The organism is Sphingobacterium thalpophilum (assembly GCF_038396785.1).
GTDB classification, from domain to species: Bacteria; Bacteroidota; Bacteroidia; order Sphingobacteriales; family Sphingobacteriaceae; genus Sphingobacterium; species Sphingobacterium thalpophilum_A.
Genome location: NZ_CP151087.1, coordinates 1,313,598 through 1,327,208 on the forward strand (window position 1 = coordinate 1,313,598; position 13,611 = coordinate 1,327,208).

The 13,611-nt window shown below is 40.4% G+C and carries 17 protein-coding genes; 9 read left to right on the forward strand and 8 right to left on the reverse strand.

All coding sequences use genetic code 11. From position 1 onward, the window contains the following. Positions 1–48 precede the first annotated feature (48 nt). Together AACH28_RS06070 and AACH28_RS06075 are read right to left on the reverse strand one after the other, a co-directional pair. Positions 49–1,695, reverse strand: a complete 1,647-nt coding sequence (locus AACH28_RS06070; RefSeq protein WP_341832527.1) for a carboxylesterase family protein — start codon at positions 1,693–1,695, stop codon at positions 49–51. Between the two features lie 164 nt (positions 1,696–1,859). Continuing rightward, complete coding sequence (locus AACH28_RS06075) at positions 1,860–2,492, reverse strand: hypothetical protein (protein WP_341832528.1); 633 nt, start codon at positions 2,490–2,492, stop codon at positions 1,860–1,862. 208 nt (positions 2,493–2,700) lie between these two features. Here AACH28_RS06075 and AACH28_RS06080 point away from each other — a divergent pair, with 208 nt between their 5' ends. The 5 genes from AACH28_RS06080 (at position 2,701) to AACH28_RS06100 (ending at position 6,047) form a co-directional block, all read left to right on the forward strand. Then, entirely contained in the window at positions 2,701–3,021 is a 321-nt protein-coding gene (locus AACH28_RS06080; protein ID WP_112374516.1) for a helix-turn-helix transcriptional regulator, read from the forward strand. 1 nt (position 3,022) lies between these two features. Next, positions 3,023–3,487, forward strand: coding sequence for an SRPBCC domain-containing protein (locus tag AACH28_RS06085; protein ID WP_341832529.1), 465 nt, complete (start codon positions 3,023–3,025; stop codon positions 3,485–3,487). A gap of 8 nt (positions 3,488–3,495) precedes the next feature. Continuing rightward, positions 3,496–4,080 carry a DUF1801 domain-containing protein gene (locus AACH28_RS06090; protein ID WP_341832530.1) on the forward strand — a complete coding sequence of 195 codons (585 nt, stop codon included), beginning with the start codon at positions 3,496–3,498 and terminating at the stop codon, positions 4,078–4,080. 151 nt (positions 4,081–4,231) lie between these two features. After that, positions 4,232–5,791 (forward strand): sulfatase, encoded by a 1,560-nt coding sequence (locus tag AACH28_RS06095; RefSeq protein WP_341832531.1) that lies wholly within the window; start codon positions 4,232–4,234, stop codon positions 5,789–5,791. 13 nt (positions 5,792–5,804) lie between these two features. Then, entirely contained in the window at positions 5,805–6,047 is a 243-nt protein-coding gene (locus tag AACH28_RS06100; RefSeq protein ID WP_341832532.1) for a hypothetical protein, read from the forward strand. On the opposite strand, the gene AACH28_RS06105 is transcribed toward AACH28_RS06100, so the two are convergent. The 4 genes from AACH28_RS06105 to AACH28_RS06120 all read right to left on the reverse strand — a co-directional run bounded on the left by AACH28_RS06105 (position 6,018) and on the right by AACH28_RS06120 (position 8,495). Beyond that, the gene (locus AACH28_RS06105; RefSeq protein WP_075992070.1) at positions 6,018–6,767 is read right to left on the reverse strand and encodes an SDR family NAD(P)-dependent oxidoreductase; all 750 of its coding nucleotides are present in this window, start codon (positions 6,765–6,767) and stop codon (positions 6,018–6,020) included. The two genes, AACH28_RS06100 and AACH28_RS06105, sit on opposite strands and share 30 nt — an antisense overlap. A gap of 109 nt (positions 6,768–6,876) precedes the next feature. Next, positions 6,877–7,560 (reverse strand): hypothetical protein, encoded by a 684-nt coding sequence (locus AACH28_RS06110; protein WP_341832533.1) that lies wholly within the window; start codon positions 7,558–7,560, stop codon positions 6,877–6,879. A 106-nt stretch (positions 7,561–7,666) separates the two neighbouring features. Next, positions 7,667–8,176: a hypothetical protein gene (locus tag AACH28_RS06115; protein WP_341832534.1), complete on the reverse strand. Its 510-nt coding sequence runs from the start codon at positions 8,174–8,176 to the stop codon at positions 7,667–7,669. A 19-nt stretch (positions 8,177–8,195) separates the two neighbouring features. After that, positions 8,196–8,495 carry a hypothetical protein gene (locus AACH28_RS06120; protein ID WP_201664696.1) on the reverse strand — a complete coding sequence of 100 codons (300 nt, stop codon included), beginning with the start codon at positions 8,493–8,495 and terminating at the stop codon, positions 8,196–8,198. A gap of 136 nt (positions 8,496–8,631) precedes the next feature. On the opposite strand from AACH28_RS06120, the gene mazG reads away from it, so the two are divergent. The 4 genes from mazG to kdsB all read left to right on the forward strand — a co-directional run bounded on the left by mazG (position 8,632) and on the right by kdsB (position 11,980). Further along, the gene (gene mazG, locus AACH28_RS06125) at positions 8,632–9,444 is read left to right on the forward strand and encodes a nucleoside triphosphate pyrophosphohydrolase (protein ID WP_341832535.1); all 813 of its coding nucleotides are present in this window, start codon (positions 8,632–8,634) and stop codon (positions 9,442–9,444) included. Positions 9,445–9,519: 75 nt separating this feature from the next. Next, positions 9,520–10,518 carry a tryptophan--tRNA ligase gene (gene trpS, locus AACH28_RS06130; protein ID WP_145327417.1) on the forward strand — a complete coding sequence of 333 codons (999 nt, stop codon included), beginning with the start codon at positions 9,520–9,522 and terminating at the stop codon, positions 10,516–10,518. Positions 10,519–10,530: 12 nt separating this feature from the next. After that, a complete protein-coding gene (locus AACH28_RS06135) occupies positions 10,531–11,148 on the forward strand; it encodes a deoxynucleoside kinase (RefSeq protein ID WP_145327418.1) in 618 nt (205 codons plus the stop codon). A gap of 88 nt (positions 11,149–11,236) precedes the next feature. Then, positions 11,237–11,980: a 3-deoxy-manno-octulosonate cytidylyltransferase gene (kdsB, locus tag AACH28_RS06140; RefSeq protein WP_341832536.1), complete on the forward strand. Its 744-nt coding sequence runs from the start codon at positions 11,237–11,239 to the stop codon at positions 11,978–11,980. 6 nt (positions 11,981–11,986) lie between these two features. Here the strand turns inward: kdsB and AACH28_RS06145 are convergent, their stop codons facing one another. Beyond that, a complete protein-coding gene (locus tag AACH28_RS06145) occupies positions 11,987–12,892 on the reverse strand; it encodes an aldo/keto reductase (RefSeq protein ID WP_145327420.1) in 906 nt (301 codons plus the stop codon). Then, positions 12,879–13,610, reverse strand: a complete 732-nt coding sequence (locus AACH28_RS06150) for an FKBP-type peptidyl-prolyl cis-trans isomerase (protein WP_341832537.1) — start codon at positions 13,608–13,610, stop codon at positions 12,879–12,881. Before AACH28_RS06150 ends, AACH28_RS06145 begins: the two co-directional genes overlap by 14 nt. Between the last annotated feature and the right edge of the window lies 1 nt (position 13,611).

Sequence of the window (13,611 nt, forward strand, 5' to 3'; positions counted from 1 at the left end):
GCCCTTAGCGATAAATGGTTTTTATTTGACCGTAAATAAAGAAGGCAACTATCTGGATTTATATTCACGGTCGACAAACATTTTATCCAGAAAAAGATACCTGTTCCGAAATTCTTCAGCAGAAGCTTTCACCTCGGTATTCAAATTCAAGATATTCATTCGCTGATCTTTTGCTGTTGTTTTCGGCCAGGCTGGAAGTCCTTTTCCATTTGGATCACCCGTCTTGATAAAATTAACAAAGTACTGCTGACCAAGTTTCGAAACCTTGTAATCATCTTCTGTCCAGGCAAAAACATCATTACTCTGCAGATTTCCCAATAAATATTCGATATCACTGGCATGGAAAGCTCCCGGTAGGGGCTGTGGGCTTTTTTCCTTGTCTTCTTGTGTAGATTTCTTGCTAATTCCTCCGGCAAGCCCGGTTTGTGCATCACGATATGCCGGTTGCATGGGTGGCCGCGGTTTACCGAATATATAAACGAAGACTGGGTTACCGCTATTCTTTCGTTGCAGGTCAAGCCATTTCCAAGTACTATACGCAATAAAATTATCGCTAGCTAATGCAGTTGCCGATTCAATGACTTCTGCCTCGGTCTTCCCTGGATACTCCTTGAGCACTTCTTCAGCTTTAACACCAAACTGTACTCTTACCAACTTCTCATAATTCTCCGGAGATGGGTAAGATTTACCCATGTAAGCCATATAGGGAACTTCCGTGGAAGTCCAACCGGCAAGCAAGGGAACCTTAGATTGCTCCCCGGCTTCAAAAATAGCCAATGGAGATCGCGGCAAAAAATAGCCATCAACAATCAAACGGGTAGTGAAGGCTCCTGGCTCGCTGGCTTTATCTAGAAGTTCGGCCGCAGGAATTTCACGCAGTTGATCAAGACCTGTTGCATTTACCCGCGATGCAAATGCAACACCCTGTTGTTCCTGCTCAGTAATAGAGGCTGTACCATACCGTAAGTTAAAGACACTTCCGCTCTGACCGATAGCACGCGTAAACAACCCCTTGGATAGCGGACTAGTCATTTGAGCGGAAACAGACATACTTCCTGCCGACTCGCCACCGATGGTGACCGCATCGGGATCACCGCCGAATGCAGCTATATTTTTTTTGACCCAAACCAAAGCTGCATGCTGATCCAGCAGTCCATAATTTCCTGAAGCATGTTTCGGTGATTCCTCCGTTAATGCTGGATGCGCGAAGAAACCAAAGATACCAAGACGATAGTTGACAGTAACGACAATAAGACCTTCTTTAGCAAAACTTTCACCATCATAACGATTTTCAGATCCATCACCAGCATTGAAACCCCCGCCGTAAAAATAAACTAAAACAGGAAGTTTGCCTGAATGAAGACTCTTTGGACGCCATACATTCAGGTATAGACAGTCCTCACTGATCCCCGGCGACCGAAATCGCATATCCCCATAGATCGGTTTCTGCATCGGAGAATAACCAAAATGATCTGCTTTACGGATACCAGACCAGTGTTCAGCAGCTTGCGGTTCTTTCCATCTTAGATCGCCTAATGGGGGTTTTGCAAAGGGGATCCCTCGGAAGGACTCGACCCCGCTTGACAAGATAATCCCTTCTAGCACCCCCTCTTCAACCTTTACCTGTGGCATTTGGGCGAAAACAAACGATGCAACCAAAAACCCAACAACTGTAAAAAAAATCTTTTTCATCATAACATTCATTTATAACTCCATGGTTTTATTCTTAAAGTTAAAATACAAAATAAAATCTATACCGTCGTGATAATCTGACATTTCAGCACAAAGACTTAAAGAAAACTTAACCAATAGACAAATACCTGCAGCAGCCGGATGCTTGCTTGCAGTGATCAACGCATTTAGTTGGTCAGCCAAACAAAAAGTAGGATAAGCCATTGGACAAGAATACATGTCCAAAATGGCTTACTACTTGCTGTGGTCAATATTTCGAGTACACCAATAAACTTTGACCTTATAATAGTATAGAAGCTGGTGTTATTGTCCAAATCCAAGGAATCAAACTTCACTTTGTTCAGACCAAAAATGACAATGCGTCGCACCCAAGGGCTCTCAATTTTGGTATTTTTTACGTCATTAATCAGTTTAAGTTTCGCAAACGAATAATCAGCGACATTTTGTACTACATCGGGCTGATTTGATTGAAAAATTAAAAGTACTTTGTCAAATGCTGGAAGAATGAGATCATCCTGCCTTTCCTCCACGACAAGACTTGCAATCTTCGAAAACACATATTTGTTGCTGAAAATAAAAAGTAATACTGGTAGCAGGATCAATCCAATCAGCCAAAGGAATTTAGCCGCGGCTTGTACGGGACTGACTGTCGAAAAGAAAGCTTCATGACTAGCATTAAATTGTAAACTACCAACCACCAAATAAAGTAAAGTCGAAACAATAGCCAGCAAATAATATTTGACTAAAGTTTTCGTCCCCAATACGCTCAATTTTTTTAAGTACGATAACTGTGTTTTCATCTTGTTATAATTAATTACCCTAATTTAGCATTATTCGCCAAACATTGATCCGTCGGTTTAATTCTCGATCGTTTTCATTTTAAATCCGCCAGGAAAGAATTTTTATTCGTCATCTCCATTTCTGCCCACCGATTTTCTCCACAGAAATGTAAAAAATATTTGCGTAGCTAAATAACTACACGTATATTCGTAGTCAAATGACTTCAAAATGAACTTAAGACGAGATGTTTTCCAAGCTATAGCAGATCCAACAAGAAGAGCGATCTTACTTCTTTTGGCCTCACAAGCCATGACTGCAGGTGCAATTGCAGCCAACTTCAATACAGCAAGACCGACAGTTTCAAAACATTTACAAATATTGACGACATGTGAGTTATTAAAGTCTCAACAAAATGGACGTGAGATATACTATCAACTCAACCCAACGAAGATGAAAGAAATTGCAGATTTCATCGAACCTTTTCGTCAAATGTGGGATGACAGATTCAATAGATTGGAAGCTATTATGCAAAACTACAAGAACAAATAATATGGAGGTAAAAACCAACGTCCAGGCTGAGGATAATAAACAGGAGATTGTCATTACAAGAGAGTTCGATTTACCTGTTGAACTGCTCTTCAAAGCATACGAGGATCCCGAAATTTTTGAACAGTGGATGGGAACCAAAGTCCTGAAATTAGAAAATAAAACGCATGGCTCCTATGCGTTTGAAACTTCCCATAATGGCCAGGTCATGTTCAAAGCAAATGGAACGATACACGAATTCCTGCCCAATCAACGTATCACACGGACGTTTGAAATGGAAAACAGTACATTTCCCGTACAATTGGAATATTTAACATTTGAAAAAATAAGTGCAGAACGTAGCAGGCTTCACATCCATATTATATTTCAGTCGGTCGCGTTTAGAAACCAGCTGCTACACATGCCTTTTGCGCAAGGAATCAATATGGCGCACAACAAATTACAAGAAATTCTTTCCAAACTTACCTAAAGCACTACATGATGAATCCAAAAATTGAACATTTTTTTGAAAATGCGACAAGATGGAATGAAGAATTCAATCTGTTGAGAGAAATTGTCCGTGGCAATAAAACACTGCAAGAGGATTATAAATGGATGCATCCTTGTTATACATTTGAAGGTAAAAATGTCGTATTGATACACGGGTTTAAAGAATATTGCGCGCTGCTATTCCACAAAGGTGTATTATTAAAAGATCCCAAAAATATATTGATCCAGCAAACCGAAAATGTTCAATCGGCCAGACAGCTTAGATTCACCACTGTTGAACAGATTGAATCATTACAAGAGGTGATATCGGCATATATTCAGGAAGCCATCGAAATTGAAAAATCAGGTAAGAAAGTGGACATGCGAAAAGCTACTGATTACCCTGTACCAGAAGAATTTAAGCGCGCCTTACTGGAAGACCCTTTGCTCCAAAAAGCCTTTCAATCACTTACGCCTGGTCGGCAAAAAGGGTATCTATTCTACTTTAACCAGGCAAAACAAGTGAAAACTCGCGAGGCAAGAATCGAAAAATACTACCAACATATTCTCGATGGAAAAGGTGTCGATGACTAACATATTTATTACAGTTTATTCTCGATATAGTAGTCTATAAAGAGTAGATTTGTCTACAATCAAATAGACAGAACTAGACCAAGACGAACGATTATAGCAATTATCGTAATCCGGTATCTCAATTCGTCGACTCATATATCGCTGAATTCACATGAATAAAAAATTAGTATTGCTCCTCTGCGGCCTCTTGCCCATTTTTTCACAAGCACAGAAAAAGAACAACGCAACACAACGCCCCAATATCGTCTTTATCCTGACGGACGATTTCACGGCCCAGGCATGGGGCGTATACGGTGGTATTTTAAAAGATTTTGTCAAAAATCCGAATATTGAAAAATTAGCCAGTCAAGGGGCGGTGCTCAATAATACCTTCTGTACAAATTCCATTTGCACCCCTAGCCGCGCAACCATACTGAAAGGACAGTACAGTAATAAAAACCAAGTTTACACACTTGAAGATGCTTTGGATCCCGATAAGGAAAACATCGCTAAGGATCTGCACCATGCAGGCTACCAAACTGCTGTTTTTGGAAAATGGCACCTAAAAAAGAGGCCAAGTGGATTTGACGATTTTAAAGTTCTACCTGGACACGGTGTTTATCATAACCCGACTTACCTCTCTAAAGACAATTGGAATGATAAGGAAGAGGCTGGCACACCTTACGAAGGCTATGTAGATGATATCACCACAACGATGAGTCTGGACTGGTTAAAATCACGCGACCCAGACAAACCCTTCTTTTTAATGTGTCATTACAAGGCGACTCATGAACCCTTTGATTTTGCTGAGCGATTCAAAGATTACTACAAAGATGTGGAGTTTCCTTATCCTCCTACATTTTTGGACTCAGGAGCAATCACGACTGGACGCTCTTTTGAAGGCCAACCCTTGGAAGAGCTTGGCCGCCGTTATGAGCAAGCTTCGGTTGGCCCCTTTTGGACATCTTATCCCGAGCTTCCGTTTTCAACAAAAGGAATGGCCCCTTTGGAAGCCCGCAAAAAGATCTACCAAAAGTTCATCAAAGATTATCTGCGTTGCGTCGCTGGGATTGATGATAATCTGGGAAAAATTATGCATTACCTTAAAACCGCAAATTTGGACGAAAATACCGTTGTGATCCTAGCTTCCGATCAAGGTTACTTCTTGGGAGAACACAATTTCATGGATAAACGTCTCATGTACGAAGAATCACTGCGCATGCCTTTTGTAATCAGCTACCCCAAAGAAATCAAAGCGGGTAGTCGATTAAACGATATGATTCTAAATATCGATTTCGCTGCGCTATTTGCAGACTATGCCGGCATCAAAAAACCCGCTTACATCCAAGGCGAAAGCTTCCGGAATAACCTCAAAGGAAATACATCCAAAGCATGGCGGTCTGCCCTATATTACCGTTACTGGCAACATGCACCAATACGCCCTGCCCACCTGGGAGTCCGTGATGAACGTTACAAACTGATTTATTTTTACGGACAGCCCTTAGAAATGACAGGTAGTGATTCCAAAACAACAGCACCAGCCTGGGAATTCTACGATCTACAACAGGACCCCATAGAAACACACAACGCCATTCTAGACAAAAAATATGTCAAAGAAATTGCCCGGTTGAAGAAAAAGCTGACTAAACTAAAAGCCGAAGCAGGCGATGATGATGCAACAAGACCCGCTTTTCAGCAGGTCCTCAAGCAAGAACACTTAACCGTTAAATAATTAAATACAAGCGATGGATTTAAAGCATCTATTTTCGTTTATACCATTCTTATTTACCCTTGACGCTTCTGCAGCTTCCATTACAGATGGGAATAAACCGGCTCCACCCCCAAACACCGTTATTATTTTAATGGATGATATGGACCTGCTGCCAACCATCGTCAACTCAATTATAATAAAAACGGGGATCCAGCTTTGGATCCCCGTTTTTATTAAACGACCTCTGTTAAACAGCAGTATAACCACCATCAACTAAGTAATACCCTCCGGTCATAAAAGACGATTTATCCGAACTTAGGAAAAGAACCAGCTCAGCGACTTCCTCTGCCTTTCCCAAACGTCCAATAGGGTGTTTACTGATTAACGCATTGATATGCTCTTTATCCAACTTAGCCAATAACGGTGTATCAATATAACCAGGTCCAACCGCATTACAACGAATATTTTTTTGACCATATTCTGCGCCGATGTTCTTTGTCAGTCCCACTACAGCATGTTTGGCTGAAGTATAAGCACTTGACATAGGCGCAGCCACGGTACCATGAATAGAAGCCATATTGACAATAACACCACCTCCGTTCCGCTCCATGGCCTCTATCTGATATTTACATCCATAAAATACGCCATTGAAATTAATATCAATTACTTTTTTCCATCCATCGAGACTGTAATCTCCCGTTAGTGCAGCCTCTCCACCAATACCAGCATTATTGCATGCAATATCAAGGCGGCCAAATGTCTTGACGGCGTAACCAACCAAGGCTTCATTGTCAGCGGGAGATGAGCTATCTGCTTTGAAAAACACAGCTTCGCCTCCTAGAGATTCAATTTGTTTTACGGTTTCATTCCCCGCTTGCTCGTTGATATCCGAGACAACGACCTTTGCACCTTCTTTACCATAAGCCAATGCAACTGCCAGTCCGATCCCCGAACCCGCACCTGTTACTAAAGCTACTTTATCTGCTAAAATTTTCATATGATATAAATTTTATGATAGATACAATTTACTAAAAGCAACGTGGAATCAAGCGAAAAGGGCGATTTACTTCAATTAAAACGAAACTAAAATGACATTACTTGAAAAGTTAACCCTGCAGCTGTGGATATTTTTTATATAATCTGTCCAAAAACAAACGCCCCATCAACTGAAGCCTCGCCTGTGTTTCAAACATACCTGAACCTGGAGAAATAATACCATGTGGCATACGCTGAACAGTACCATAATAAATAATATCGAGCCCATTTCCATTGACGTCGAGATGCATTTTCTTAGGTTTCAAGCCCATGACAGAGCCCATGCGTGTTACTTTTTCAGAATTAGTAATCTGCGCAGTTCGCGCATCGAGCAAGGTTTCATGATCAAAAACCAAATGGTCTCTCACCTCCCCATCATCGAAAAATACGTAATGCAATTCGTTGTTGCTCAGCACCAGATAAGAAGCGTTATCCCGCTCATTATAACGAGCCTTTACACCTACAGCCGCCCAGGCAACAGTCTTGGCTGCCGTAGCTGCAGCTGAAGCAACTTTGTCCCCCACCGTTGCTATATACGCACATTGCGTAAAGGCATCAATTGGAGCACCGTTCAATTGTTTTCTTAATTCACTAAATTCATCATTCAACAATTCATCCTTTACGGCAGGAGCTAAGGCAATCCCGGATTCACCTTCATACTTTTTGGCCGTCTCCTTTTGCTTTTTCATCATCATAAGAGAAATGAATACGCAAGCCACAACGATAACGGCAAAAATACCAATGTACAACATCATAAAATAAAATTTAGAATGGGTTTATAATTCAATAAAAAGTCCAAAAAGTGAACAACCTATTCAGTTTCCTCTTTCTGGTACGATCGACTACAAAAATTTTGCCAGACTAAAGAATTTTATCCGGGTAGTGAATATTATTTAAAGCAGTCTGGTGCATATCAACCCAAATATCATTGTTTGACTGCTGTATAAGCCAATTTGGAGAGCTTCGCATGTCGGCATCCGCATCATTATTGTAAATGGATGGAAAATCAGACTCTTTGGCCCTAAGCAAAACAACGATCGTACCAGCCATGAGCAAAGGGATATCGCCTAAAACGAGATTATAAAAACCATCTTCAAGCAATCCCGGACTAAAACGCTTCAAACTGTCATAACTACGTTCCAATTTGCCAATCAATTTTTCCAGTTCATGTGGATAATGAACCTCAACATAAGACTCAAACAAAGCCGAACCTTTATTGTAGAACCCCGCTTTCATGAGGTTTAATGCTTCATTTCTATAAACCTGCAACCAACGATCCGAAGCTAGATCATGATATTCCGTCTCTACCTCTTTACCATCACGTTTCAAGGCCCAAAGCTTAAGCTGCTCAAGCCGTTCTGTTGTTTCCATTCCATTTTTTTCCATAAGACTATCGCTCCCGCTCTTTGAGTTCCAATTGCAATAGAATATCCCGTTTCTTACCTTCGATTAAAGACAAATTGCCCGCAACAAAAACACCTTTCTGTCCCGAATTTTTGCTAATACCATACACTGATGATTCATCATCAGGATCTGATGCACCTTCGTAGCGAAATAAATAGTCAATTCTGTACTGATCTGCATCAGCCAACAAATCGTCAAATTCAATATTATAGTCTATTGTATAGCCTAAGTCGTTTAACTTTTCCAAAGCAACACTTGCAGAGGAGTACCCATGCATTCTTTCCATAGTTGATTGTTCTAAATCCGATCTAAATTCTAATTTTTATTATAAAACGATTGACAAAAGGGTTTTGTTTTCCGCAATTTGAAATAGTTTATTCAAAATCATATTTCTACTTTTGTGCTACCAAACACGATGAAATATGGCAAATCTAGCAGCACCAGCGTATCAGCATACAGCTCAACTCGCTTTTCAACGATTACTCGATGTCTTATATACCTTACGGGTTGAATGTCCCTGGGATAAAAAACAGACTATGGAATCCCTTCGACATTTGACTATGGAGGAAATGTATGAATTAACCGACGCCATTTTGGAAAAAGATTATCCAGAAATCAAAAAAGAACTTGGTGACGTCTTGATGCATCTGGTATTCTATGCCCGCATTGCCGAAGAAGAAGGACATTTCAACATCGTCGACGTACTTAATGCAATCTGTGATAAATTGATTACGCGCCATCCCCACATCTATGGCGACGCCAATGCTGATACAGAAGATAAGGTCAAGTCCAATTGGGAAACAATTAAGCTCAAAGAAGGCAATACATCTGTTCTTGCTGGTGTCCCAAAAGGCCTACCCGCTTTGGTAAAGGCCTATCGTATCCAAGATAAAGTTCGCGGTGTCGGCTTTGACTGGGAAGATAAGAAACAAGTATGGGAAAAAGTAGAGGAAGAGCTTGCCGAATTTAAAGCCGAATTTAATCTGGAGACAGCGCTTCCAATGGATCAGGAAAAAGCAGAAGGCGAATTTGGCGACCTTTTATTCTCCTTAATAAATTATGCACGGCATATTGGCATAAACCCTGAAAATGCACTTGAACGCACCAACAAAAAATTCATTGAACGGTTTACCTATTTAGAACAAAAAGCCGCTGAAAATAAGCAACAACTGCAGGAAATGAGTTTAGCAGAAATGGACGTTTATTGGAATGAAGCTAAAAAATTAAAAAAATAACGCAATCCCTAAAAAGGGAGTCACGGACCGAATTTAATTCGACTTTGTCAAATTTATGCGTAAATTCGCAGGAATATGGAAACAGTTGTTAGCGGTATCAGAAGTACCGGAAAATTACATTTAGGAAATTACTACGGCGCATTAAGCAATTTTGTGAAAATGCAAAACGAATATAATTGCTTTTTTTTCATTGCGGATTTACATTCACTAACGACCCACCCCACTCCTCATGGACTTCAGGGAACGGTTCGTCAAGTTATTGTTGAATATTTAGCTGCAGGAATAGACCCCGAAAAATCGACTATTTACGTTCAATCAGATGTTCCAGAAGTTGCGGAACTCTATCTATATATGAATATGAACGCCTATCTCGGCGAGCTAGAACGCGCTACAGCATTTAAAGATAAAGTTAGAAGCAGTCCAGATAATGTTAACGCAGGTTTATTGACCTATCCGGTCTTGATGGCCTCTGATATATTGATTCACCATGGCACAAAAGTGCCCGTAGGAAAAGATCAGGAACAGCATTTGGAGATGACGCGGACTTTTGGCAATCGCTTCAATCGCTTATACAACGTAGATTATTTTAAAGAAGCGTTTGCGTTCTCCTACGCTGACAAATTGGTGAAAGTTCCCGGACTTTCAGGCCAGGGAAAAATGGGTAAATCCAATGGTGAAGCAGATTGTATTTATCTATCGGACAGTGAAACCGTAATTCGTAAAAAAGTGATGCGCGCTGTATCCGATTCTGGTCCGACGGAAATGAACCAGCCTAAGCCTGAAGCTATCCAAAATCTTTTTGATTTAATGAAGGTCGTATCTACTGCAGATACGTTACAGCATTTTGATGAACTCTATAACAAATGCGAAATTCGTTATGGTGATTTCAAAAAACAATTGGCAGAAGATATGGTCCTTGCAACCAACGATGTACGCTCCCGTATAGAGGATATATCAAACGATGATGCATACATTGCTAAAGTTGCAAAAATGGGCGCTGAAAAAGCAAGCGAATCCGCGCACAAGACGCTGAAAGAAGTTCGTGAGATTATTGGTATTAAAAGATTTTATTAAGCTAGAAATAATATGCACATCGCTATCGTTGGAAATATAGGTGCCGGCAAAACAACATTGACCGAAATGTTGGCCAGTCACTTTAAATTTGAACCTCAGTTTGAAGCTGTAGACAACAATCCTTATCTGGAAGATTTTTATTCGGACATGAAACGCTGGGCATTCAATCTTCAGATTTTTTTCCTCAACAGTCGCTTTAGACATATTGTAAAATTGCAGGAAACTGGCATTGATATGATTCAGGATCGTACCATTTATGAAGATGCTTATATCTTTGCCGAAAACTTGTATGATATGGGTTTAATGAGCGCACGTGATTTTGAAAACTATAGTAATATTTTTCAAAGCATTATCCATTATATCAAACCGCCAGATTTATTGATTTACCTCAAAGCCTCTGTCCCTACCCTGGTGAATAATATCCAAAAAAGGGGGCGTGACTATGAATCCGCAATTCGCTTGGATTATCTGTCGAAGCTGAACGATAAATATGATAAATGGATCAATAATTACAAAGAAGGTAAGGTCATGATTCTGGACAAGGACAACCTGGATTTCACCACAAACCCAGAGGACCTCGGCAATATCATTCAAAAAATCGAAGCCGAATTATACGGATTATTCGAATAATTGCGATATCAAAAAGCCTGTAAGACACTTAATTTTACAGGCTTTTTGATAAACTCGCATTTCCTCAGCCAACGATAAATAGTAAAAAATGAAATTTTTAGGTATTATTCCTGCCCGATATGCATCGAGCAGATTCCCTGGAAAACCGCTGATCAACATCGAAGGAAAAACGATGATTCAGCGGGTCTACGAACAGGTCAAAAAATCAACAAAATTAAACGATGTTGTTGTAGCAACTGACGACCAGCGCATCGCCGAAACTGTACGTTCTTTTGGTGGCGAAGTTGTCATGACCGCAGAGCACCATCAATCGGGAACTGATCGTTGTGCTGAAGTCATCACCAATATAGAAGGTTATGATGTTGCCATCAATATACAGGGTGACGAACCCTTTATAGACCCCACACAAATTGATCTTTTAGCACATTGTTTTGAAGATACCACTACGCAGATAGCGACCCTAATCAAGGAAATTACTGCGGAGGAGGAACTATTCAATGTAAACATCCCTAAAGTTGTCCGAAACAGCAAAGGAGAAGCCATCTACTTTAGTAGGCAGACCATTCCTTTTTTAAGAGCTGTGGAAAAAGATCAATGGTTACAAAGGCAAACATTCTATAAACATATCGGAATATATGCTTACCAGGTAGATACATTAAAAGCCCTGACACAACTTCCTATTTCTATGCTAGAAGAAGCAGAGGCTCTGGAACAGCTACGCTGGTTAGAAAATGGCTACGCCATTCAAACGGCAATTACAACGCATGAAACTGTCGCCGTAGATACAAAAGAAGACCTCGCTAAAATATTAAGACTATTTTTTAATAAATAGTAAAGCTTACCGGTGTTCGGTATAGTATAACGACCGGACACCTTCCAATAGTACCTGCTTATCCGAATCACTTAATTTGATCATCTGCGCTTTTGCTTTGATCAATTCATCCAATTGCAATTTGGTACTCACACCAACGAGTGCTGTACCAACAGCTGCGTTAGAAAGCACATAAGATAGTGCAACAATCATATTGTCTTTTCCGATACGTTTGGAAAGATTTGCCAAGTTTCTCACGATATGGGCCACCTCTCCTGAACTATACTGAAGAAAAGGTTCAATAGGTTTGTTGATGAGAACACCTTTGGCTAATACACCGCGTACGACGATACTTACACCCCGCTCTTCCAACAAGCCACTGATTTCTTCTTCTGGTCTTCTATCCAATAGACTGTATTGCATCATTACTGAGGCAATATCAGATTTGGACAAAAATGCCTTGATAACGTTTGGGCGAATTGATGAAAGGCCGTAAGCACGGATTTTCCCTTGTTTCTTCAACAACTCAAACGCTTCAACAATCTCCTCTATCGGATCTTCTATTGTACCACCATGTAACTGATAGAGGTCGATGTAATCCGTTTTTAAACGTGACAACGAACCTTCTACAGCCTTGATAATATAGTCCTTCGAAGCCTTCCAATCCCAGCCGGATCCATCTGCACGCCAAAGGTTACCAACTTTCGACGCCAAAACAATATGCTTGCGAAAGCTTTGCACACTCTCCCCGACGATCATCTCGTTTAGGCCTTTATCGTAGAGATCAGCGGTATCGAAGAAAGTGATCCCTTTCTCGTAAGCTTTTTGGATAATATCTTTGGATTGTTTGGACTGATTGCTTTTTAAAGACATACAGCCCAAACCTATTTCCGAAACGATTAAGCTTGTATTACCTAATTTACGTTGTTCCATCTGCACCAATATCAAGCAATTCTACCTCAAATACCAATGTGCTGTTTGCAGGAATTTCACCTGTTGCCCGTTCGCCATAGGCTAATCTACTAGGTATAAAAAATTTATACTTTGCACCTTTCGACATTAACGGGATTCCAATCTGCCAACCCTTGATCACCTGACCCAAGGATAGTTTCAATGGCTCCTTACGATCGTATGAGCTATCAAATTGCTTTCCATTGAGTAAGGTACCTTTATAATGCACTGTTACCTCATCGTCACTTTTTGGTTTTGGACCTGCCGCCTCATTTAGAACAAGATATTGAATTCCTTCAGCTGTAGATTTCATCCCAACAACCTTTGCATTTTCGGCAAAAAATTTATCTTCTTCAGCACGGCTAGCAGCCTCTTTTTTAGCACGAACATCCATGATCGCCTGCTGGATAACAGCTCTTCCTTGGCCTTCTTCCAATAGCGATTTCTCCCCTTTCAAGACATCCGAAATTGCTTTTGCAATAACATCTGACTTCAAGTAATCGATCTCAATAGATTTTAATGAATTTCCGATATCGGCACCAAACGCATAAGACACAGAATCGGCCTTCGTTTTCAGTTGATTTGTTGTACTTGATTTAGTTGTGACGACCTTCTTCTTCGCCGTCGTGTTCGTTTTTTTTTGTTGGGCAAATCCTGTGACTGTTGTCAAGGATAATAGGGCTAATGCAATATACTTCATG